General features: G+C 44.5%; 25 protein-coding genes. 16 read left to right on the top strand and 9 right to left on the bottom strand.

What is annotated here, in order from left to right; translation table 11 throughout:
• Window positions 1-47 precede the first annotated feature (47 nt).
• Window positions 48-581: a P-loop nucleotide/nucleoside kinase family protein gene (locus AC50YO_RS09135; protein WP_494846322.1), complete on the top strand. Its 534-nt coding sequence runs from the start codon at window positions 48-50 to the stop codon at window positions 579-581.
• Between the two features lie 119 nt (window positions 582-700).
• Here the strand turns inward: AC50YO_RS09135 and AC50YO_RS09130 are convergent, their stop codons facing one another.
• Genes AC50YO_RS09130 through AC50YO_RS09120 form a run of 3 tightly spaced genes read right to left on the bottom strand, consistent with a single transcriptional unit; the run spans window position 701 to window position 4,365 of the window.
• Window positions 701-1,882 carry an MFS transporter gene (locus tag AC50YO_RS09130; protein ID WP_494846317.1) on the bottom strand — a complete coding sequence of 394 codons (1,182 nt, stop codon included), beginning with the start codon at window positions 1,880-1,882 and terminating at the stop codon, window positions 701-703.
• A 6-nt stretch (window positions 1,883-1,888) separates the two neighbouring features.
• Complete coding sequence (locus AC50YO_RS09125) at window positions 1,889-3,166, bottom strand: hypothetical protein (RefSeq protein WP_494846315.1); 1,278 nt, start codon at window positions 3,164-3,166, stop codon at window positions 1,889-1,891.
• Window positions 3,167-3,192: 26 nt separating this feature from the next.
• Window positions 3,193-4,365 carry an ROK family transcriptional regulator gene (locus AC50YO_RS09120; protein ID WP_494846312.1) on the bottom strand — a complete coding sequence of 391 codons (1,173 nt, stop codon included), beginning with the start codon at window positions 4,363-4,365 and terminating at the stop codon, window positions 3,193-3,195.
• 418 nt (window positions 4,366-4,783) lie between these two features.
• Between AC50YO_RS09120 and AC50YO_RS09115 the strand changes: the two genes are divergently transcribed.
• The 4 genes from AC50YO_RS09115 to AC50YO_RS09100 all read left to right on the top strand — a co-directional run bounded on the left by AC50YO_RS09115 (window position 4,784) and on the right by AC50YO_RS09100 (window position 7,849).
• Window positions 4,784-5,047, top strand: coding sequence for a hypothetical protein (locus AC50YO_RS09115; RefSeq protein WP_494846309.1), 264 nt, complete (start codon window positions 4,784-4,786; stop codon window positions 5,045-5,047).
• Window positions 5,048-5,219: 172 nt separating this feature from the next.
• Window positions 5,220-5,765, top strand: a complete 546-nt coding sequence (locus AC50YO_RS09110; protein WP_494846305.1) for a GrpB family protein — start codon at window positions 5,220-5,222, stop codon at window positions 5,763-5,765.
• A 227-nt stretch (window positions 5,766-5,992) separates the two neighbouring features.
• On the top strand, window positions 5,993-6,469 hold the full coding sequence (locus AC50YO_RS09105) for a DUF1579 family protein (RefSeq protein WP_494846301.1): 477 nt from the start codon (window positions 5,993-5,995) through the stop codon (window positions 6,467-6,469).
• A gap of 348 nt (window positions 6,470-6,817) precedes the next feature.
• Window positions 6,818-7,849, top strand: a complete 1,032-nt coding sequence (locus AC50YO_RS09100) for an LLM class flavin-dependent oxidoreductase (RefSeq protein WP_494846296.1) — start codon at window positions 6,818-6,820, stop codon at window positions 7,847-7,849.
• On the opposite strand, the gene AC50YO_RS09095 is transcribed toward AC50YO_RS09100, so the two are convergent.
• Entirely contained in the window at window positions 7,824-8,555 is a 732-nt protein-coding gene (locus AC50YO_RS09095) for a MerR family DNA-binding transcriptional regulator (protein WP_494846294.1), read from the bottom strand. The two genes, AC50YO_RS09100 and AC50YO_RS09095, sit on opposite strands and share 26 nt — an antisense overlap.
• Window positions 8,556-8,700: 145 nt before the next feature.
• Between AC50YO_RS09095 and AC50YO_RS09090 the strand changes: the two genes are divergently transcribed.
• Window positions 8,701-9,189 carry a DUF6022 family protein gene (locus AC50YO_RS09090; protein ID WP_494846292.1) on the top strand — a complete coding sequence of 163 codons (489 nt, stop codon included), beginning with the start codon at window positions 8,701-8,703 and terminating at the stop codon, window positions 9,187-9,189.
• Between the two features lie 183 nt (window positions 9,190-9,372).
• Here AC50YO_RS09090 and AC50YO_RS09085 read toward each other — a convergent pair whose 3' ends face one another.
• Window positions 9,373-10,293, bottom strand: coding sequence for an AraC family transcriptional regulator (locus AC50YO_RS09085; protein WP_494846287.1), 921 nt, complete (start codon window positions 10,291-10,293; stop codon window positions 9,373-9,375).
• Between the two features lie 156 nt (window positions 10,294-10,449).
• Here AC50YO_RS09085 and AC50YO_RS09080 point away from each other — a divergent pair, with 156 nt between their 5' ends.
• Together AC50YO_RS09080 and AC50YO_RS09075 are read left to right on the top strand one after the other, a co-directional pair.
• Window positions 10,450-11,298 carry a sugar phosphate isomerase/epimerase family protein gene (locus AC50YO_RS09080; protein WP_494846283.1) on the top strand — a complete coding sequence of 283 codons (849 nt, stop codon included), beginning with the start codon at window positions 10,450-10,452 and terminating at the stop codon, window positions 11,296-11,298.
• On the top strand, window positions 11,298-12,320 hold the full coding sequence (locus AC50YO_RS09075; protein ID WP_494846281.1) for a Gfo/Idh/MocA family protein: 1,023 nt from the start codon (window positions 11,298-11,300) through the stop codon (window positions 12,318-12,320). Before AC50YO_RS09080 ends, AC50YO_RS09075 begins: the two co-directional genes overlap by 1 nt.
• A gap of 25 nt (window positions 12,321-12,345) precedes the next feature.
• Here the strand turns inward: AC50YO_RS09075 and AC50YO_RS09070 are convergent, their stop codons facing one another.
• Window positions 12,346-13,137, bottom strand: a complete 792-nt coding sequence (locus AC50YO_RS09070) for an alpha/beta fold hydrolase (protein WP_494846279.1) — start codon at window positions 13,135-13,137, stop codon at window positions 12,346-12,348.
• Window positions 13,138-13,311: 174 nt separating this feature from the next.
• Here AC50YO_RS09070 and AC50YO_RS09065 point away from each other — a divergent pair, with 174 nt between their 5' ends.
• From AC50YO_RS09065 to AC50YO_RS09045, 5 genes are all read left to right on the top strand, one after another.
• Window positions 13,312-13,923, top strand: a complete 612-nt coding sequence (locus tag AC50YO_RS09065; protein ID WP_494846274.1) for a TetR/AcrR family transcriptional regulator — start codon at window positions 13,312-13,314, stop codon at window positions 13,921-13,923.
• Between the two features lie 156 nt (window positions 13,924-14,079).
• Window positions 14,080-14,463: a helix-turn-helix transcriptional regulator gene (locus tag AC50YO_RS09060; RefSeq protein ID WP_494846270.1), complete on the top strand. Its 384-nt coding sequence runs from the start codon at window positions 14,080-14,082 to the stop codon at window positions 14,461-14,463.
• A complete protein-coding gene (locus AC50YO_RS09055) occupies window positions 14,463-14,975 on the top strand; it encodes a GyrI-like domain-containing protein (protein ID WP_494846268.1) in 513 nt (170 codons plus the stop codon). Before AC50YO_RS09060 ends, AC50YO_RS09055 begins: the two co-directional genes overlap by 1 nt.
• 241 nt (window positions 14,976-15,216) lie before the next feature.
• Window positions 15,217-15,714: an RNA polymerase sigma factor gene (locus AC50YO_RS09050; RefSeq protein ID WP_494846266.1), complete on the top strand. Its 498-nt coding sequence runs from the start codon at window positions 15,217-15,219 to the stop codon at window positions 15,712-15,714.
• Window positions 15,704-16,351, top strand: a complete 648-nt coding sequence (locus AC50YO_RS09045; protein ID WP_494846264.1) for a hypothetical protein — start codon at window positions 15,704-15,706, stop codon at window positions 16,349-16,351. The genes AC50YO_RS09050 and AC50YO_RS09045 overlap by 11 nt, the downstream gene beginning before the upstream one ends.
• Before the next feature lie 63 nt (window positions 16,352-16,414).
• On the opposite strand, the gene pdxR is transcribed toward AC50YO_RS09045, so the two are convergent.
• A complete protein-coding gene (gene pdxR, locus AC50YO_RS09040) occupies window positions 16,415-17,845 on the bottom strand; it encodes a MocR-like pyridoxine biosynthesis transcription factor PdxR (RefSeq protein WP_494846262.1) in 1,431 nt (476 codons plus the stop codon).
• Window positions 17,846-18,062: 217 nt separating this feature from the next.
• On the opposite strand from pdxR, the gene AC50YO_RS09035 reads away from it, so the two are divergent.
• The 3 genes from AC50YO_RS09035 to catA all read left to right on the top strand — a co-directional run bounded on the left by AC50YO_RS09035 (window position 18,063) and on the right by catA (window position 21,602).
• Window positions 18,063-18,611, top strand: coding sequence for a pyridoxamine 5'-phosphate oxidase family protein (locus AC50YO_RS09035; RefSeq protein ID WP_494846261.1), 549 nt, complete (start codon window positions 18,063-18,065; stop codon window positions 18,609-18,611).
• A 417-nt stretch (window positions 18,612-19,028) separates the two neighbouring features.
• Entirely contained in the window at window positions 19,029-20,801 is a 1,773-nt protein-coding gene (locus AC50YO_RS09030; protein ID WP_494846259.1) for a M91 family zinc metallopeptidase, read from the top strand.
• A gap of 132 nt (window positions 20,802-20,933) precedes the next feature.
• Window positions 20,934-21,602, top strand: coding sequence for a type A chloramphenicol O-acetyltransferase (catA, locus tag AC50YO_RS09025; RefSeq protein ID WP_494846257.1), 669 nt, complete (start codon window positions 20,934-20,936; stop codon window positions 21,600-21,602).
• 99 nt (window positions 21,603-21,701) lie between these two features.
• On the opposite strand, the gene AC50YO_RS09020 is transcribed toward catA, so the two are convergent.
• Both AC50YO_RS09020 and AC50YO_RS09015 read right to left on the bottom strand, forming a co-directional pair.
• Window positions 21,702-22,106, bottom strand: a complete 405-nt coding sequence (locus AC50YO_RS09020) for a VOC family protein (protein WP_494846255.1) — start codon at window positions 22,104-22,106, stop codon at window positions 21,702-21,704.
• Window positions 22,107-22,304: 198 nt separating this feature from the next.
• Window positions 22,305-22,802 carry a DinB family protein gene (locus tag AC50YO_RS09015; RefSeq protein ID WP_494846251.1) on the bottom strand — a complete coding sequence of 166 codons (498 nt, stop codon included), beginning with the start codon at window positions 22,800-22,802 and terminating at the stop codon, window positions 22,305-22,307.
• Between the last annotated feature and the right edge of the window lie 86 nt (window positions 22,803-22,888).

The raw sequence follows: 22,888 nt of genomic DNA, 5'->3' as shown, positions 1-22,888 counted from the left end.
ACTGTCGCCTCTGTTGTACCTGCAATAAAAGTCTAGGGAGAGGTTATATGTCTAAAATCATATTATTGAGGGGAATGTCTGGAACTGGGAAATCAACATTATCAAAGGAACTAAGCAAGAGAATAAACATCCCTGTTTTGCACAAGGATGATATTTATGATTCGGTTGCGGGATTTGTTACCGAGCATGGGTCAAGAAATAAAATATGCTTTGATTTTCTGTATCGTTTTTTACAAACAGTTATTGATTCTTCTGCCGCAATCATACTTGACTATGGGTTAAATAATAGTGATGACGTACTAAGATTAAAAAACTGGGCTGAGGAAAGAGGCGCGACATTTAAAACAATTTACTGTACATGCAGTAATGAGTTCATTTGGTCGAAAAGACTAGCTTCCCGCAGCGTGAACCCGTTGCCCAATCAGTTGATTACTAATCTATCCGATCTTAAAGAACATTACAAGAACGTTAAGATAGAGCATGTGACAGGCGAATTAATTCTTGATACCATTAATGAAACAAAAATATTAATTGATCAAATCGAACCTTATTTATTGGAGTCCATAAAACAGACATCATGAGCTTGAACCACGAAATTAATTACGGGGTATTTTGTCCTATAGAGCGGTCAAAATAGATTAATAAACAGCAGTAAGGCATCTGTGCCAGCACAGATGCCTTCTTTGTTTCTATACGACTGTTATTCTGTCACTTGCTTCGGTGTTTTAATAAGAAGAGCTAATACACAAATGAGCGCTGTAAAAATAATAATTAGATTAAAGCCATTATGAATGCCAAAGGATTTGGATACTTGTCCGACGAGAATACCGACAACTGCTCCGCCTAGGCCAGAGGCAACATAGATCACGCCTTGCAAAGAGCCTGCGTGCTTGGAGAGCTTGGAGGCAATGCCTTGCGCGGTTGGGAATAGGACAGACATAGCGAGACCGAACAGCATCATTAAATAACTGAAGTCCGTCATGAAGATACGGCCAGCGACTAGCGACACAAGTGCAAATAACGAGAATAGAATAAGGGTGCGTCTTTCCCCAAGCTTATAAATAATGTAGCCGCCGGCGAAGCGACCGATTGTGAATAAGAACGCAAAGCTTGCAATAATATAAGCAGCTGTAGATGCCTTCTCTGCTGCATCCATCCCTGCAATATTAAGAGAAGTGTAGAAGATCGGGAAGAAATTCAAGAACCCTGCTTCAGCTGCGACATAAAAGAGGATGAATAGAATAACTAGCAGAATTTGACGATTCTGAAACAACTGTAAAACGGATGTGAGCGTGATTTCCGATTGGCTGGAAGAAGACTCCTTCTGAGCCTGCTTGAAGGAAATCAAGGCGAATAAAATAAGGGCAATCAGAACGGCAACACCGATATAGAAGAAACGCCAGCTAATGTTCTGAGCAAAGATCACATTAAGAATGAGCGGGGTGACGATCATGCCGACGCCAAACAAGGCATTAGCCAAGTTGAAAATAACACCGGCGCGCTCTTTGAAGAAGGTTGGAATCAAAGTGGCTACTGATACGGTCATTGATCCAATCCCTATCCCTACAATGAGATAAAAGCCTAGGAAGAAGGAGACGGTATAGGCAACGCTTGTGCCTACTAAGCCAATCATCATGAGCACCGTACCTAGAATCATGACGACTTTAATCCCTTTGCGATCGGCAAAGATTCCGGCAACCAGGCTGGCTAATAAAAATCCGATTTGGAAGATCGTAACCATAAGACCTACTTGGCTAAGGTCCAGTTGGATATCATATTGCACTTTTTCTAAAATAATACCCTTCGTATTCTGAATGCCGCCTAGTACGAACATCGTGGCGAATATTAGGAAGAAGATGATGGGACGTTGTAGTTTTTGCATGATGGGTTATTTCCCCTCTCTATGATGGTTCTCAATTGCATCAAATAAATCATCGGTTGCCCAACCGTAGCAGTAATAAAGCAGCTCATCTGCCGCACTGTGTTCTCCCGCCTTAATCGCTTCGATCAGGTTCTGCGGAGTTAAGTTCCACATTTGAATGCCGCTAAAAATCCGTGTATCTGGGTCTGATTGTGCACGAACAATGTTATTCTGATCAGCTACGAACTGAATCGGAAAGCCTTCTGCTTTGAAGGTTTCATACGACAGGTCATAAGGGAGATTGAAAAAGGTTTTGAAGGCTTGGAAAGCCTCTTCTTGCTCTTGCTCTGTATGTGCCAAGTGATGAATTAAGCCTTGTACATCGGCACCTCCGCCTAGCTTGTGATAAGGAAAATGCTTTAGGGCAGGAGAGAGCTTGGTTAAGCTTGCGTAATCCTGTCCCAGCATCCAGCTATAGGCAGGCGGCCAGAGGTCAAGCCAAATGGTAAAGTCATTATTGACTTGCCGTACCCGTGTAATTAATCTTTCTACAAAACCAGACACACTTTCTTGACGAAAGGCGATCCATGCTTGGATAAGCGTATTGTGCTGAGCGTAAGAGATGGCCGCATCAAATTGCTTGTTCTTCAGTTGTAAGGACCAGGTATGCAAAGCCTCTTTGATCGCGTTTACGTCCAAGTTCTGTTGAACCATTTTTTCTTGGCAATGCGAGCAAAAACAAGTTAATAATCCTTTCGGATTAACTTCTTGGCCTGACCAATCAGGGTACCGAATCCGATCTATCATATAAGAGGTAAATCCATAATTCGTATATAGATCAACAAAGGCCTTCTCCCAAAAATTAATTACATCGGGTCCATTGGGGCATAACCAATGCGGAATGACATTGCCCTCATAATCCGTAACGAGATTATTCGCAAGCTTAGAGCCTTCGAAATGGCCATTAAGAATATTCAACCAAGGAATGATTTCATACTCCTCACCTTGTAATGCTTCTTTCATTATCCTAAGGGGGTCATGTTCCGCTGATAGGCCAGGCTCTCTTCGTTGATCCAGACCAGAATCCATGTAAGAAGGAAGAATCGCGTGCATCGTACCTGTTCCATAGACGACCTCATGAACGGTATTCCGTGGCAGCTTGCCAATCGGATACGGATTTCGTTCGAAGATGGTGTTTACTTCTGGGAAGAGATAGTTAACATCCTTTAATTTGCTGATATAGGACATAATTTGAGGCATACCTTCATCTAAAATATCATGCGGGTGTAGTTGAATGCCTGACATATTGCTTCACGCTCCTTATCTCGTTCTTAGTAAAGCTGTTTGTCTTGCATAAATTGCAGGGACGGGAAGGTCTGATTCAAGCCCAATATAGCAATGCCTTGAAGAGCAGAATGATGCTGTAATTCTGAGATTTCAATGGAAACCTTCGTTACATTTGTTGTATGAAGATTAACTTTTTTCTTAAGCTCGTCTAATTGTAAAGATTGCGTAACGCCACCCATGAGTAGAATTTTCTCGGGATTGATAAGAGATATAATAGATAGAATTCCCATTGCAAGGTGATCTTCAAACTGCTCAACCAAGTATCTAGCTTGTATATTGCCTTGCTGTGCTTGGTGAAATACTTCCTTTGCAGACAGCTTTTTATGAAGCAAGGCAAGAGCAGCAGCTTCTAGCCCAGAGCCAGAGCAGGACATTTCAAAATGACCTTTGTCAGAAGGAGCATATAATTGAGCTTGATTGAAAAGCATATAACCAATCTCACCAGCTGCATTCTGGGCACCCCGGATGACTTTTCCGTCCAGAAGAATAGCTGAGCCAAGTCCGGTTCCTATTCCAATTAATACAGCAGAGCTTACGTTCTGAAAGGCTCCCTTATACATTTCACCAACAAGTGCAGCACGTACGTCATTCTCGATGGTAACAGGGACATGGAAAGCATCGTTCATATAGTGTGCCAGATCAATGTTGTTCCATTCCGGCAAATTCGGCGAACCCTCCAGTACGACACCGGTTACAGGATTAATAATGCCCGGCGTTGCTATGCTAATGAAGGAGAGCCGTTCGATCGGTTGGCCCGACTGGGCAATAAAGCGTTCTAAATCAATGACCATGTGCGCTAAAAAGGACTGACTCGTTGTGTGCTCATAGGTTGAAACCGTATGCTCCATAAAGCATTCACCAGCTAGATTGAATAGTCCGAAGTGGATCGTTGTCCCGCCCAGATCTACGGCGATGCCATAAGCAGCATTTTTAGAAAAATGCAGATTGGTGCCGCGCTTGCTTGAGTCAGCGTCATCCTTCTCATCATAAATCAGCTTTTCCTCTATCAGCTCCTTCACAATATCGGAGACGGTTGCTTTCGTAATGCCAGAATGCTTGGAAATTTCGGATCGAGATAGTGGACCAGTGTTTTTAATAATATTAAGTACAATTTCTTTATTCATTTTACGAATCGTACTCGGCAAGTTTACATTCATTGTTGGTAATCACGCTTCTTTCATCCTAATTAAGTTTATATTATAAACATAAACGATAGTTTTAAAACATAAATAATTAATTACACTTATTAAATTCGTTTATATTCATCAATTAAGTTTATAATACATCCTTAATGAAAGCGTAGTCAACTACAAAATCTATACAGGCAGATAGTGACTCGCTATCAATAAATGAAATAGGCTCGAAAAAGCCGAAACTTTAGACTACACTGATTGTTTGTGGAGCGTAAAAATAGAGGCAGTCTGATAGCGGGCAGGATAGTTATAGAAATGTTAAAATAAAGGTGAATACAATCAGAGGTGATTTAATGTTCAATCCGAAGATCTTCTTCTATTAGTTGTGTCTAAGGTCATGGCTTCAACAGCCAAAATTTAACCCGGCACAACGGGGATGAAGATGTTTACACGAGAAGAGATTCAATCCTGGGAAGCTGAGAAACAGATTAGTCTGGAGCTCCGCAATAAGCCCAAAGATCCAAGAAAAGAGAAGCTCAAGGATTTCCGTAAAGGAATCAAGAGTGTTTATTTCAACAAAGAATGTACGGCAGCAAGAAAAGATGATTATCGTCTGTATAGAACAAAGATGAAACGACTGATGCGGAGTGAGAAATACGACATCCTGCACAGTTACAAACGAACGAGTGGTCGGATTACTTGGTAAATGAGGTAGCCCTTCAAGGAATGCATCCTATTGTTGAAGTGACTAGCAGTAGGGCAGTTCATGAGGGGCTGCTTTTTTTCATTGAAGTAACGGGCAGGATAGCATTATGGTAAAACAGTGGGGGAACGTTGGTAGATGGTTAAGGCTTTAATGCCAACGGTAAGGAGGAGTCATGGACAAGCAGTGGAGAATTTCACCGTATAATCCTGAATGGCTGGAGGAGTTCGCTGTAACAGGTGCAGCCATTCGGACGGCGCTAGGTTCAATCGCCCTACGTATCGATCATGTTGGATCGACATCGGTGCCGGGACTTGCGGCTAAGCCGATCGTCGACATTCAAGTATCGGTCCACAACCGCGACGACGATGCATTGTTCGTCAAACAGCTTACTTCGAATGGGCTTATGTACCGAGCGGACAATCCGGATAAGACAAAACGATATTTTCGCGAAACGCCGGGCATGCGGCGAATCCATGTTCATGTGCGGGAGAGCGGCAGTGTCGGGGAGCAGTTGACTTTGTTGTTCCGTGATTATTTACGTAACGATGAGGATAGCCGAACGCGGTACGTTGCCGAGAAGCATCGACTGATGAGCCTGTATTATCACGATAGACCAGCATATGTGGAAGGGAAAGGTCCGATTGTGTGGGACATTCTTCAACAGGCGCAGAGATGGGCCCAGGAAGTGAACTGGCGGCCAGGTGCATCGGATGCATAGAAAGAATCTTACTTAATACAAATTCTTCTTCAACGAAGCTTTTGAAAAAATATTGCCATATCACCCCGATTAAAGAAGGATTAAAATATGTTTTTATTGAATTTACTAATTTATGCCAAGGAAGTTAAAATACAAATGATAACAAATTGCATCATCTGTAGTAATGTAGATTAAAAAACTATTCATCTAGATGGCAATCGTCCTGATTATGAAGGAGGAACCTATTAATGACCGAGAAGAATGCTTCCCTTGCTCCACAAGATCCATCCAAGCCGCATCCTGCTCTTACTCGATTGAATGTGTTTGAAGGCAAATGGAATACGGAAGGACTGATTAAGGCGAGTGCATCTGGGCCAGCTGCCAAGCTGAAAGCAACGGATAGTTATGAATGGATGCCTGGTGGGTTCTTCCTTATTCATCACGTGGATGGATATATGGGGGACGAAGAGGTTAAGACCGTCGAAATCATAGGTTATGATAGTGTAAGTCAGAATTACTTCACGCATTCATATGATAACCGAGGCAGCGTCGGTACATACCAAGCGAGTCTGCTTGATGCTAGCTGGACCATTACGGGGAAATTGGAGCGCTTCACAGGTATGTTTAGTAATGACAGCAGCACCTTAACCGGAAGTTGGGAGCTGTTAGGCAATGACGATATTTGGGTCCCTTGGATGGACATCAAGTTGACAAAAGTCGTTTAGTTGAAATTCACCCCACACGAAACAGAAACAAATCGAAGTTCCCTGCTCTGCCTCCGCTTTAAAATGATGACGGATACTCGCTTCAACCATTGCAGTAACCGCTTCTTGCCGCTAACATGACCCGGCATAACTTCTCCGCACTGTACCGACAACGATGTCTATGCATGAACGCATAGATTACTTTCTTTCTTTTGTGAAGAAGTGCATCGGGATGTCTAGTTCCTCCTACATTTCTTTGTTCTGTCTCTCCAGCTTCTGAAGACGCTCATAATCTACAACTATCTGCGATTGAGAGGAGAGCTCTCTTTTCTTTCCGTACCGAATATATGTTGTACTGGAGGCGCTGACATGAGTCAAAGTATACGGTTTTTTAGTGAAGTTCCCGGATTCATGGAGTTTGAAGATCAAGTGAGAGTAATGGACTCCATTGCTGAGTGGTCAGAAAAGTACGGATTCTATGGTGCTTTATTCTACTATTCCCACAGTTCGTTAGATCCATGGCTTTCAGCTTCTCGCATCATTCAAAAAACGGATCGATTAGTTCCGCTAATTGCGACACAGCCCTATGTGATGTCACCCCTTCAGGTAGCCAAAATGGTATCTACCATCAGTGTTCTCTATGGCAGACAGGTCTGTCTTAATTTAATTGCGGGTGTTAGTGAAACAGAACAGGCTAGTGCCAATCAATATCTAAGTGCTTCGGAACGTTACGTTAGAATCGAGGAGTACATAACCGTACTCAAGGAATTGCTGTCCTCGACCGGGAAATCGTGTAACTATTCAGGACAATACTATAAATTTAACGGCGTAAGTCTTAAACCTGGTCTCAATCCTTTACATATGCCTGAATTTTTCGTACCAGGTTCATCGAAGGATAGTATTAGGGTAGCACATGCGCAAGCCGGTTCAGCGTTAGTGCGTCCCGAGCCGATTGATTCATTCAAAGAAAAGTATGTAAGCCACATTGACCGCACTAGATTGAATCTGGGTATACGAATTGCAGTTTTGGCACGCCCTACGTCTGAAGAGGCCTGGAAGGATGCGGAAAAGCTATTCCCGGAAACACGATCAGGCAGACTATCTATGATATTAAAAAAAAGTTTGACCTCAGAGAATTCAAAGCAAATGGTAGATTTGGCCTTAAATCAGACGCTTTACGATAATGTGTATTGGATGGGGGCTTATTCCAGTGGAATGAGCACGGATCCTTATTTGGTGGGCAGTTATCAAGAGGTTGCCGACTATTTACAAGAATATATCGATTGTGGAGTAACGACTATTTTGTTAGGTGATCTTTATACTGAAAACGGATTTTTTCATTTTAGCCAAGTGAAAGAACTGTTATTGAATGATCCTAGCTGCGTCGAAGATTTTTCGTGAACTGAATCAATTGGTATAAATGGGATACTGCGTGCATTTGGGATTCGATGATCTTATCTAGATAAGTCCTGACATTCATAGCCACATTCATGACTCCATGCAGATCCTTATGTTCAGCCGCGGCGATGGATCGCTTGAAATTCACGGTATCTTCAGAATACACGGAGCTTTGCAGCATTTGAAGCAATCTGATTACTAGCAGATGAGATCCACTGTATCGACGATAACAGTTGTCAGGGTCCCGATCCGCCGTTACATATCCTGCTTGCTCCCAGTAGCGGATCGCTGATTTGGGAACCTGCGTCAGCTCGGACGCTTCGTTGATAGTGAACGCCTTTTCAGGATTCGGAGATTTTTTCTCGTTAGCATATATTCGAATATCCTGGATTAACCTCTCTAATTTCTCTTTCTCCTCATACAAAGCAACTTCTTTTTCCCTAATGCTCCACATTGCATCTTGCGGTTTGTCCTGATGGAGATAACGAAGCACCGCGGTAGTCACTTCCATTCCGAATGCTGGGGCAATGGCTTGGATACACGACAGATAGGCTGCATGCTGGTCCGTATAAATGCGGTAGCCATTCGATGAGCGTTCAGCGGGAGGTAGTAGACCTTTAGCCTCGTAATTCCTTATCGTACTGGCGCTAATCATGAATTTCGCCGCCATTTTTTTGGGACGCATCTCCAACTCATCATCTCTCCTCATTACATTAAAATTAGAACGAGATTATACACGTTTATAAGGTTTTCTGTGAAAATGGTTGATATTCCTTCTCTTTGGTTGCTTAACCTTCCAATTTGCTTGCATGTTGTACAATGAAGTTGAAATGAAGAGAAGGAGGCGTTTGCTTGTGGAGAAAGGATTCTTCCAGCAAGACATGACGATCGAAGAGATAGGTAAGGTGGCCAACAGCTATATCACGTCTAAGTGGAAGTCTTTGTACGAATCTATGTATGAACAATTGACGGCTGATTTTGCTGAAATCGAAGATGCGGCCTATGGTCTTTATTTGGATAGGCTTATGCCTGTCATATTCGAACAGTTGGAAGATGCTGGGTTCAGCGTTATGGATAAGCTCGAAGAGGATGATTTCGTTATCGCCAAGCGCTTGCTTTTCAGAAATTCCCTTGAGAAATGGGGCACGGAAGATAATAGGTCGAGAATATTCTGGAACGTGATTCGTGACAGGCAAGGCAACCCGATCGGCACCATGCTCACGGAACTTCCTCATTCCCATCTGAAATTCGATATCCCTTCGGCACCGGTCATTTACTCGCTCAGGGAGAGCCTCAAGGAGCAAATCGTACAAGAAATCAGGCGGATTAAGGAATCCGGCTAAACATGGTGTAATCATTAAATATAAAATGAAACCCATTCAAACACGTTATTTTTGTGTATGACTGGGTTTTTAGTTATTAGAATCGTATAGTTTAATCTTATTTCCGAGAGATAACCGATTTATTCTAAGTGTAAAGGGGTCAAGATCAGAATGACCTATTGAGTTGAGACAACCTCTTTGCATTTATTCCGTATATTCCAGCTTTACACGAGCTTTGGCTGTTCGTGCATATTCCGATGGAGACATGCCGGTCGCTTTTTTGAAATCACGGGAAAAATAATGAATACTGCCGTAACCGAGCATAGCGGCAATCTCTGTGAAATTGTATGGCTGTTCACGAATAAGCATTTTGGCTTCTTCGATTTTTAATCGTTTGAAATAGTCAATTGGGCCGGTTCCCGACTGCGAATGGAAGACTTCCTTCAACCGGCTTTTGCCGAGATGCATTTCTTTGCATAGCTTTTCAAGAGTAAGCTGTTCAGACAGATGCTTGCGCATAAAGGCAATAATTCGCTCAGCGGTTTGCTGCTCTGCCTTCTCGGTCTGAAAGGAAGCAGGCCTCCGCGTAACGAGCGATGTCTTACAATCTTCTTCATCTAGTCTACGAATAAGCTGAATGAGCAACGTCTCCAAATAGTTTCGCATCACTTGCTCACTAGCAAACGGGGCGTCCGAATTGCTGACGAGCTCGTGGATGAGCGAATTATCGTAAGGCGGCTCGAAGGAATGGAAGCCTTCCTGCAGCAGCAAAGATAACAGGTTTCTCTCCTGTGTCCCCAGCTTGAGCAGCCGGTTCTCGAACTTGCTCATATAAGGAGAGGTGCATTCAAAGGACAACACGAATACATTAGGCGGTTTATGCTGCTCGCTGACTTGAACGGTATGAAACTCTCCTGGCTTATGAAAGATGATCATGCCCTGCTCAAGCTGATGGGTTCGATCATCCGCTCTTACCTCAACAGAGCCTTTATCTACATATAGAAGCTCCCAAAAATCATGCTGTTCTCCATCGAAAAGATAGCCTTTCGCAAATTCAAAGTAGTGGAAAGAAATCAGCTTGCGCACTGCGAGCATTTCTTTCAGTGTATGCCGAGCGAATTCCATAGGCTATTCCTCTCCTTTTCCGTACATGTTTGTTGCTTGCATTCTATCATATTCTCGATTTCGATTGTGCAAAACATCCGGCTTATTTGCTAAAGGCGATCGACCGCGCAGCTTATATAATTAGCACTATTAAGAGTTAAGGAGGCTGCATGTACGATGAAAAAAGGAATTAACATATGGTCGTTTCCAGCAGGGATGAGTATAGAGGATAGCATTGTACTTGCAAAGGAGGCCGGCTTTGAGGGCATCGAGCTTTCAATGAACGAGACGGGCGCACTGAGTCTGGAAAGCACGGAGGCAGAGGTTCGCGCCATTCGTCGTTATGCCGATCAGACCGGAATCGCTTTATCCAGCCTAGCCAGCGGAATGTATTGGGATTTTCCGTTGACCAGCGAGAGCACAGAGGTTCGCGGCAAAGCGCTAGATATCGCTAAGACGCAGTTGGAGTTCGCAGCTGTGCTCGGCGTGGATACGATTCTGATCGTTCCGGGCGCGGTGGGGGTCGATTTTATTCCGAACTCCCCGGTAGTGCCGTATGATCGGGCCTATGACAATGCCTTGGAGGCCTTCATGAAGCTGGCAAAGGAAGCGGAAGCTGTCGGTGTATCGATCGGCATTGAAAATGTATGGAATAAGTTCTTGCTGTCGCCGCTGGAAATGCGCGGCTTCATCGATACAATCGGCTCTGATTATGTAGGCTCTTACTTTGATGTCGGCAATGTCGTCTACTCAGGCTATCCAGAGCACTGGATATCTATCTTGAATAAGCGCATTAAAAAGGTTCATTTCAAGGACTACCGCAGGCAAGCAGGCGGGCTGCACGGCTTCGTTGATCTGTTGGCGGGAGATGTCGATTATCCATCGGTTATCCAAGCACTGAAAACAATTGGCTATGACGATTATGTAACGGCAGAGATGATCCCAGCTTACTCGCATCATACGAAGCAAATCATCTATAACACATCCGCGGCGATGGACGCGATTCTAGGGAGGACGGAACGCTAATGCTGAATATCGGATTGATTGGGCTAGGCTTTATGGGCAAGACGCATTTGGAGAACTATCTTCGCCTGGAGCGGGAGGGTGCGCCAATTCGCGTTGTCGCCTTGTGTGATGCGGACAAGGAGAAACTGGATGGTGGAGGGAACGGAGGCAATATCGATACGGCTACAGAACACGAGATTGATTACAGCCGTTTTCACAAATATACTTCTGTGCAAGAGATGCTGGAAGGGGAGCAGCTTGATTTCGTCGATATTACCCTGCCGACTTTCCTCCACCGCGATGTGACAGTCCAAGCCTTGAACAGCGGCGTTCACGTGCTGTGCGAGAAGCCGATGGCGATGAATGCCGAGGAATGCGACGCAATGATTGCGGCTGCCGAGGCCAACGGGAAACAGCTGATGATTGGGCAATGCCTGCGCTTCTGGCCGGCTTACGTTTATTTGCAAGAGCTTGTTATGAGCGGTAAGTTAGGCAGCGTTACGAGCGCTTACTTCTATCGTGGAGGCGGTACACCATCATGGGGACCTTGGGTACTGCAAAAGGAAAAAGGCGGTGGAGCGCTGCTTGACATGCATGTGCATGATACGGACGTTATCAACTGGCTGTTCGGTAAGCCGCAAGCGGTATCATGCAATGGGCGCAACGTCATTCCAGGAAGCGGGTATGACATAGCGTCGACTCATTACCGCTATGATGACAGCAAGATTGTGTCCGCTCATGTTGACTGGACGCTGAATGGCGATTTCGGATTTGAAATGGGCTATAAGGTGAACTTCGAGCATGGCAATCTGCAATTCGACGGTGCTGTGGTCAAAGTAAATCCGAATGACGGTGCAAGCTTCAGTCCGCAGCTGCCTGTGGATCATGGGTATTATTTTCAGCTGAAATATTTTACCGAAGCGCTCGCGCAAGGAATGCCTTTTGCGACCGCAACCCCTGCCAGTACGAAAGGCAGCATTGAGATTATAATGGCAGAGCGTGAATCAGCCAATAATCGCGGCGCTTGGGTTCCCGTACAATAGCTGTTATCCTTCTTTGGGACTGCCTTTAGGTAGTCTCATTTGCATTTATCTCGTTCAGAAATTCTTCTATCCTGTAATTAACTTCGCTCGAGTTGTCCAGATTGGTCAGATGATGTGCGTTCGTAATCTGATGCGAGATTGCTTCTGGAATTCGCGATCTTAACTCGCTCTGCTGCCGTCCGACCATATTATCCATTTCACCATACAAGATGAGGGTAGGGCATTTCACTTTTTCCAGGTCGTCTTTGCTTTCCATCCGCAGGTTACCAGCCCAATGACGTATGAAATTACGGTGTGTCATTAACCCGAATGCTTCCATGACAAGGTTGTAATTGGAAGGCGTAATCTTAGAGAGTGCCATCGCTGTCAGCTTGGCTGTTGTACTCAGCGGAATGAGACGGGTAGCGAAGCGGCTGAAAGGAGCAGTGATCTTCTCGAACCAATTAAACGTATTCGTGAACGGTGTACCAATCAGAACGAGCGCCCGCACACGCTCCGGGTAACGGACAGCGGCTTGCAGCGAAATATGTCCCCCCATTGATAATCCGCACAAAATAGCATTCGGAAGCTGCAGCTTATCCATTAACGCGGCCAAGTCCTTGCTGAATAGCTCGGGATCAACCTCACCCTCCGGCAAGGAGGAATTCCCGTGTCCTCGAACATCCCATACGACCGTCTGATACGAATCTGAGAAATAATTGATCTGTGGCACCCACTGTTTATGGTACAACGAATGGCCATGCGTAAAAATAATCGCGGGCCCACTTCCCTTTTCTTCGTAATAAATAGTTGCGCCGTTTAATTTGAAAGTCGCCATTTACTCACCTCTGGGCCGAATTTATGAAATAATTATGATAATATATTTCATATCTTTATTAAAGTATAGCTTTAGCTGCATAATAGGGCAATAGTTTTGAAGTCATTCGATTGAAAAAGTTCATATCTTTGAGTTAATATGAGTGAGGATAGCCTATTTGGGATGAGGTGCAGTATGAATGGATTCGAGAGACGAAGAGAACAGAAGCGCCAAGCGATTTGCGAGGCAGCGCTTAATTTATATATGAGGCATGGGTTACGCAACGTCGGCATTTCGGAGATTGCGGAGACTGCCGGTGTTTCGCAAGTAACGATTTATAATTATTTTGGGAGCAAGAATGATCTGACTCGAGACGTCCTCGCAGCTTATCTGGATCAATATTTGAAGGAGTTTGAAGCTTTCTGTGAAGAGGAGCTCCCCTATCAGGACAAGCTGGAGCAGCTGCTGCTCCGCTCTAGCACGTTCGACAGCCTGCATATTCAGTTCATTGATATGTTTCTCTCCGACGCTCCTGAGATGGCGGAGATCGTCAGAAACTATGAAGCTAAGCTTATTCCACAATTCGTCTCCTTTATCGAGGAAGGCAAGCAGCTTGGCTGCTTTAACCGTTCACTCTCCACCGATACCATTCTATTCTATATCCGTCTATTCAGCAGTCAGGCACTGCAAAGGCTGGGAGAGGAACAGGACGAGAATCGCAAACGGCAAATGTACAAGGAACTGTTCGTGATCTTCTTCAACGGCGTAAGTGAGCGTCCGATGGACATATCGCTTCAAGCCGATTGAATAGTTAAATCCGTGCACGTTCAAGTTTTAGTATTTCGTTTTGGGTAAAACTGTCCGTCTAGGCAGATATGAAAGCGAAGCAACTTATTCGGGCACAAATGGTTGCGAGGCTATTTTTCGCTCTGGCTATACTTAATTTTGAGAGGAGGGGATGAGATGGAGTGGCTGCAGCGGATGAATTGTGCACTAGATTATATTGAAGAAAACTTGACCGAGGGAATTGAATTGAGGGAGGCGGCACGCAGGGCATGCTGCTCGTCGTATCAGTTTCAGCGGATGTTTTCGTTCATTACTGATGTGACGCTGGCGGAATATATTCGGCGGAGGCGCCTGACACTTGCTGCGCTTGAATTGCAGCACGGCGGGGTCACTAAGATAATTGATGTAGCGCTAAAGTATGGTTACGAATCACCGGTCTCGTTCGCACGGGCATTCTATGCGCTGCACGGAATTACGCCAGCAATGGCCCGGCAAGAGGGAATTGCACTCAAAGCATACCCCGTCTTTCCTTCCTTATCACAATTAAAGGGGCAGAGGTAATGAATTATCGGATTGAAACAAAGGGAAGCTTTGAAGTGTTCGGCATTGAAGGTGTATTTCAAGTTGATGGGAGCGGTCAGGAACCACAGACACCCGCGAAGCTGTGGGAGCAGAGCATAGCTAACGGCGATATGAAGAGGCTTGAAATGTGTGCGGGTGATTTGCCATCGTTTGTGAGCAGTTATTTACATTCCGTGCATGCAGTGTGTAGTTACCGAAAGACTGGTCCAGATACATTCCCGTACATGCTGTGTGTCTTCAAAGACAAAGCCAGCAACTCGGATGAGTATACCTCGGTGACTATTCCTGCGCATACATGGGCGATTTTCCCGTCGGAGTCCCATCCTTGGGAGCAGTTCGATGAAATCATTGAATCGCTATATAAACGCTTTTACACTGAATGGCTTCCTACAGCGGGCTATGAGCAGATGGATGGAGTAGAATTCGAAATGTACGGAGCTAAAGATGGCCTTAACTATATCGAACTCTGGTTCGCGGTTCAAAAAGTGTAATTCCAATCTTTTAATGCTGTATTTAAAAACTATATTGAGGCTATAGATGAATGTTATGTTCGTCTATAGCCTTTTCTGTTTCTAAGCTATGAGAGCCTATGAATGGCAAGCAGTTTTCCATTATTTTCAGTAGCTATAAAAATGGAATACGTCATGCGTTATAAGCTGCTGTGTAAATTATTTTAACTAAATGAAACATTTGTCTAATTTCAAACGTGTTGGAATGAAGGGAGGGAAGCCGTTGGATAGTCATGAGATTAGTAGAAATGAGCACATAGCAATGTTAGTTAACAAGTACGCTGATATGGTGCTGCGTCTGGCGCTGACCCACCTTGGAAATCTAGCGGATGTGCAGGATGTGTGTCAGGAGGTATACATTAAACTTTTCAAGCATCAGTTTTCCTTTAGCGATGTCGAACATGAGAAAGCTTGGATTATTCGAGTAACCATAAATACATGCAAGGATATCATCAGAAGTCCATGGAAGAAATTGTTCACACCATTTGAAGAGGTACCTCTTCCTAATACGCACAAAGAGAGTATGGAGGTTGTAGTCCTTGTTCTTAGTCTTCCTCGGAAATACCGTATGGTCATTCATCTTTATTATTATGAAGGCTACAAAACAGCTGAGATCGCTGAGCTTCTAAACTTGAAAGAAAGTACAGTTCGGACACAACTAAAGCGAGCAAAAGAGCTTCTTAAGGGAAAAATAATGGGAGGGTTTGACGATGACGAATAAAACGAAGTATGTAAATGGAATGAATGAGATAAAGGCAGATCATATTCTCAAACAAGAAATCATCAACAAACCTAGAACGAGTCACACAGGCCCTTCAAACACAGTTCGAATACTCTCTCGTAAGGTTGCTATGGTTGCGGTTTCCTGCATAATTATATTAATTATAGCTATTGGAGGTCGATTTGTGTTTTATGATGGGGACCTATCTAATTCATCTACCTTATTTAGCGAGTTTGTTGTTACTGCTTATGCGGCAGATGGAACCCCTTTGCTAGTAAAACCGGATGTGGATTTTCCACTTGGTCAATATTCCACGCTTATGAGCAGTGTACCAGGTTTTCCTATAACAATCGTTGGTAAGGATGCAGACATGATTAAAGTACAATCCTCAGAGGGGCAGTTGTTATTATGGAATCCGACAGATTCCAAGGTGGTGGATCTGGGGGAGCAAGCTTCTGTTAAGTCAGGCGATACCATCTATTGGTCTCCATTGGCAGGAGGAGATCAGTCACATTCGACAGCAACTGAAGGTATCCTTCAGATAACTGCTTACAAGGATCATACAAAGCTCGGCAGCAGTACGATAGAGATAAAATCCGATGGACAAAATAATTACACAGGAAAGCTAACTAACTAATAACTGGGGTTGGGACTATGCTGGCGGTTTTATTCATCCAAAAACCGCCATTTCATAAGCCGTTTATAAGATTAACTCAGCGAGGCGATGAATCCCGTGTTCAATCGAGGCTTCATCTACTTTTGCAAACCCTAATACCCACCCCTTACGTGTGCTGTCCAGACAATAGGGCCCAAGAGGATAGACTCGTATTCCTTGTTGAAGGGCTAACTCGGTGACAGCTTCTTCGTCATAGGACTCCTCAGCTTCAAGCAGCATATGCAATCCTGTTTCTACTCCGCTTAGTGTGAATCGCTCCCCTAGCCCGCTGGCCATAATCGCTTTTGTCATGGCTTCGTGCCTTCTTCGGTACACATTTCGGACTCTTCTCATATGGCGCATAAAATGCCCGCTCTTAATGAATTGAGTTAGTGCCAGTTGATCCATGATTGGCAGATGGCGGTAGGTAAGCTCCTGTACCTTGGCTAACTGAGCAATTGCCGGGGCAGAGCCAGCGATAGCTGAAATACGAATGCCTGGGGCAATCATTTTAGAAAAACTCATGAGGTACAAGGTATTAGGAGAAGCTTGGCTGAACAGCGTTGGCAGCGGATCTCCACGATATCGGAACTCACTATCATAATCATCCTCTACGATCCAAAATTGTTCTTTGGCGGCCTTATGCAGCAATTGCTGCCTGCGGGGCTCCGACATCACGACCCCAACCGCACACTGATGCGAAGGGGTTACAAAGACCAGCTTGGATTGCGGATGAATACCCTCAACTACAAGTCCATTCTCATCGACAGGAACGGGCACCACATTCATGCGCCGATATTTCATCGCCATCCAAGATGCCGGGAAACCGGGATCTTCAACAGATACCGTATCTCCATCAGCTAACAGCGATTGTGCGATCAGGTCTAAGCTATGCTGAGCACCTGATGTCAATAGGATCTGATTGGTTTGAATATGAATGCCTCGTTCAAGTGACAAATAACGCTGAATTTGCTCACGCAATGCTGTGAGACCATAGGCATTCCCGTAAGCCCAATCGGATACATCCATTGCGGCAGATGCGTGGAGAAGCGATTGTCGCCAGTTTTTTTGAAATTGTTCGTCCAAATAGGGCTCATGAGGGCTGAAATCAATCGTTACTTCCCGTTGCTCTTTGCCTCTGAACCAGTCATGTAATTGCTCGACCGCCGAGTTCAACAAGGGAAGCGAAGGGGGGAGGAGGCCATCTGTTACGATTTCCTTCGTTGACCCCGCAGCTTGATTCCATTTGCTGACTCGCGTTCCTCCTCGGCGAGATGTAACTGTGTAGCCTCGACTTAGCAATTCCTCATAGACGATCTGGATAGTTGATCGAGAAACACCAACTATGTGAGCAAGCTCGCGCGAAGGAATTAATAATTCACCTTCGGCCCAGACTCCAGTTGTAATATTATGAATGGCCTGATCAAGCAGTTGCTGCCAGATTGGTCTCTTATCATTACGTATGACTTTCATCATTGAGCACACCTCCAAATAGAAGCTCCAACATCAAATCAATAATTATGGATTGTTATAATCGTAAAGTTTGGATATTCTAACGCAATCCATTCATTGCTATACTACCGTAATAGCATTTGTAATTGCAATGTAGTCGTTGCGGTGTGTAGAAGACGATAAGCGTTAGGGCGATTCGTGTGGGATGAAGCTTATATAAGTGGAAGGGGAGATTTCAAAAATGGAATCCGTTCGTTACAAGATCAGGGAGTGTCAGGATCATGAGAAAATGGAAAGCTTTCTTCGCAGGGCGAGATTAGGACACCTTGGGTTGGTTGATGGGAATCTCCCTTATGTTGTACCTCTTAATTATGTATGGACGGAAGGAAAGCTATATTTCCACGGCGCTGGAGATGGAAGGCGTAATAAGGTGATGCTTAACAATCCACAGGTATGCTTTACAGTATGTGAGGAGTACGGAACGATTACGGACCCGGTTCCTGCCAAAACTGATACGGCTTATATGAGTGTAATGATCTTTGGACAGGCAGAGCCAATTACGGATTTGGACGAAGCGACCCATGTCCTTCAAGAAATGATGCATAAATATGTTCCCGGCTATTATAATCGTCCGTTGTCCAAGCAGCATGTAGACAAGTATAGGTCGGCCGTGTTCAGCGGACCGGTCCAAGTCTGCCGAGTTATTCCGAGTTATATAACGGCAAAAGAAAGCCCTATTGAAGCAGAAAAGATGTATAGAACGGGCATGAATGCCGGGCGAGAAATTTAACTTCAAAGCGAATCACCAACAACACCGCTGCAACTAAAAGCAGCGGTGTTATTGATGTGGGCTGTTCCTATTTGTGTTATCCTATTACTACATTCTAGTAATATGCTTTTTTAAGCCTCGGTGCTATCTAATGTTTTTGCAATCCCTACTCTCGCAGCTGTTACCCCAATATTGCGCAAGCAAGCAGCAGTCTAAATACACCTCTGCCACTATCCAACCTATAGGCAATAATGCCGACCTCACCTCGTTATTCTTCCTAGTGCTTCAATGCAGGTTTTGACAAAGACTAGCATTCATTTCAGTATTCTTCAAAGCTATGGAAGGATGTTTGTTTCCTTTATATCGGTAATCGCTTTTTATTTGCGCACGTCTGGATCATTCTTAAAGGCATGTAGATTTCTTGTCAGGAGTGAAATGATGAAGGAAACATTCAACAGCAAAAATACTGAACGAAGCGGGCCAGGCTCTAATCGCCCGATGCAAGGTGCTGGGCTTTATAGGCCATTTCAATCGAATTTGCAGAGCCTGATGATACAAATGCAGCAAACGATTGGGAACCGCGCTTCTAGTCAATGGCTGGCTCAAACCAGTTCTCCTACTCCTGTGAAGACGATCCAAATGTTGATGAATCGGGATAGCTTTATGGCAAGGCGTGTAGAGCAAGAAGCCCAGAACGAGTCGCTGGGCCGTATTGCCGGTCATCTGGAGCACTACGGTACGCTGAGCGACGAGAATGATGCCAATAGGCAGCAGCGTTTACATTCATTGAAGCAATTGGATACCTGTATCTATGATTGGTTCAACCGTTTCGTCACTGGAAAAGTCGATGCTGTCTCAAATGGCCCATTGTTACAATCGCTCTTGCAGGAAAGTCAGGCAGCACATCAGGAGTTGGTGATTCAAGTTGCACGAGACGATCGGCTTCTTCCCATTGATACGACTGGTATGGAAGACCCAGCCGAAGTAGAGACTGTCCGCTTAATATGGCGGGAGGTGGTTGAGGACAGAGGCAACCTTAAGATTAGAGAAAGGGCAAACAAGCCCGGATTTCGTAACAGAATGCTGGCTGCAATTGCAAAGCTGCTTCAGGGCGCTGCCGGACGAAGACTGATTGCCCAGTTAAACGCAGCGCAGGACAGCGCAGCGAAAAATATTATTTTGTCGTCTGATTTTGCAGCGGAGCTTGGAGCACAGGACAAGAAGCTCAATCAGGCCTATCCTCATGCAGAGATGGACCCGGAGACAAGAGACAGCTATAAGTTTCAGAGAGTTGCTGCCAGTGAAGTTGGAGATGTCGCGGCAGTTCCTGAAGCGCCTGCCGACCCCGCTGCTTTTAATCAATTTCTGGCTGACAACCCGCATCCTTTTTTTAAGATGAATCATACTTATTATAGAAGAGGAAGAAGTTCGGGCAGTTTCGTTCGCATACAAAGCGAAGGTATGAAGACGGCTGTCGGCGCAAACAGACAAGAGGTGATTACACCGGAATTCGTAACGGTCGGTCATGAACTGGGCCATTCCTCCCGGATGCTGAGAGGCGTCACGGCTGATGACTCAGGCGGATTGGAGAAATTCAATGTTACGGAGGCTGCTGAGCTGAAATTGTGGAACAATGCCGAGGAATATGTGAACATTAATGCGAATGAGAATGCCGTGCGCAGAGAGCATGGCATTAGTGCAAGAATGTATCATGCGAGCTCGGTGGATAGTGTTCAACTTGTACATGGTCATGAGAGGTTCTGCGCTTTGAGGAAGCGCTTGTTGGAACAGTACCCTCAAGGGTATTCCAGCATGGTACAACATTATTCCGGAGGGAAAGCGATACTGCTTGCTGATAAGCTAAGCCCTCGCCCGGATTTCGCTAATCCTGATGTCGTACAGGGCCTAATGGCGCAATTGCATCAGCTTCAGCCGTTATTAGCTGTTATTCAGCGGCATATACAGGAGAAAGCAGCACCGGCACTCCTATATCAGCATGCACACAAAATGACTAAAAAAAGAATGGACGAGGATGCAGATTTTCGGCTCTTTAGTCTACAATATAAAACAGCGCTACAAACCGCCCGAATTCCTTCAATGCGAGCGACGCTGGAGAAATGGAGCGATTTGGCCCGTGAACGAAGCATAGTTCTCGACATGAAAGCAGCGGCTTCGTTAGATGATTTAGATGATTTGGAAATCCATATTTGATAAAATAAGGCCAGCAGCATCTAAATAGGGAACCGCAAATCATAGATAGGATTGTGATGAGGATATGGTTAAGTCAGTTGATTAGACCTCCTAAAATATCAACTGCAATAAAATTTTAGGAGGTTATATAACATGATTTTCAATCTTATTGACAGGGATAGCTGGAGCAGAGCGCACTATTTTGAACATTATTTAAATCAGGTGAGATGCACATATAGCATCACTGCAAATATGGATATTACCCTGCTGTTGGAAGAATTAAAGAAAAGGCAGATCAAGCTGTACCCTGCACTAATCTACATGATAACTACGGTGGTCAATCGTCACATTGAATTTCGGACATCTTTTGATTCTGAAGGCAGGTTAGGTTATTGGGATAGTCTGTCTCCCAGCTTTACCATTTTCCATAATGATGACAAGACCTTTTCAAGCATCTGGACGTTGTACAGCGAGGATTTTAATGATTTCTACAGCCGTTATCTAGGTGATATGGAGAGCTATGGCGACATTAAACAATTTACTGCTAAGTCTAACGAACCGCCAAACGTCTTTCCGATTTCGAGCATTCCATGGGTCAACTTCACGGGCTTTAACCTGAACGTTTATAACGAAGGGACTTATTTGTTGCCTATCTTTACAATGGGGAAATATGATCAGCATAATGGGAAAATACGTTTGCCCTTATCGGGGCAGTTCCATCATGCTGTTTGCGATGGCTATCATGCTGGCGTACTGTATAATGAATTGCAGTCACTTGCAGATGCTTGTACGGAATGGTTGCCAAACCATTCTATTCGTTAGTTACCACATTCGGTAACGAGAAACTAAAGTTTAATAAACTAAGAAGCCCTGCCGATAGTAATGTCGGCAGGGCTTCTTAGTTTTACCTTTGTTCTTACTTTAGGCAGTTGGTGCCTCGGTGGTGATCATCCACATAATGCCGTATTTGTCTTCGAGCTGCCCGAACAAGCTGCCCCAGAAGGCAGGCTCCAACGGACTCTTCACATTGCCGCCTGCGGCTAGCTTATCGAAGGCCTCGCGGGCTTCGGCTTCTGCTGCGAACTCAAGGCATAGATTGATTGCATTCCCCCGAGTGACCGGCTCGAATACGGAATCAGACATTAAGAAATGGATTCCTCCGGCCATTAGACTCAAGTTAACGACTTTATCCTTGAGCTCTTCCTTTGCTTCAGGAAGCTGCCCATGCGTCATAACGGACAGGATCTCTCCTCCAAGCGCATTCGTGTAGAACTCAGCTTGAGCTCTAGCATCCTCCGACATTATATAAGTTGTATGTTTTGCCATCTTATAACATCCTCTCATTCGTTGGTTTGGACTGATATCAAGCATGAGTGATAGCCAATGAGCTCAGCCTCTATTAAGACAACGAATGAGAAATGACCAGATCGACAGAATTCAAAAAAAGTTTTTCTTAAATTCTTATTTGGCTCTATATCCTTGAACTATGCGATATCCGAGGGGAGAAGGAAGGGCTAACTTACGTTAAAATAGAGCTTTCAACTCTTTAATTTGCTCAATATGCCGTTGCTCATGTAAAAACAATAGCTCAATCCATTGATCTAAGGGCAGGCTTCCAAAAACGGGATGAGTGACTGCTATTGTTGTCAAGACTGCTCTATCCTCTATCTGATTAAGGACATTCATTAGGTTGTTTCTTGAATCACTTAGTAGCTGAAGGATCTGCGATACTTCAAATGGCTCGGTGCTCGGCTCTGAAACAACAGGCGCTTGAATTTTGTTAGACCTATCGGATACAAACTGAATAGCTAGATGTTCTTTGTGAACGGGATTCCTTTTTTTCAGCCCAAGCATGATGGCTTTGGTGAACAATTCCTCCGTAATAAATAAATGATGATACACCTGAGCTATACTCCATCGGCCGCTGTCGAATCGACGGTTGAAATCATCAAAGCTTAGAGAAGCAGCCTCATTCACTAACCACTCTCTCGTATTCAATAAATGCTCATCCAAATTATCCATATGATCCTCCTTTTGGTTAGAATATCTATTAGTATGATATCAAACTTTTGTTCAGAGGTAATATACCATCATGGAGAATCTCCGTT

The sequence above is a fragment of the Paenibacillus sp. J22P59 genome, assembly GCF_059383895.1.
Note: the sequence above shows the minus strand (reverse complement) of the source record. Positions and strands in the feature narration are given on the sequence as shown.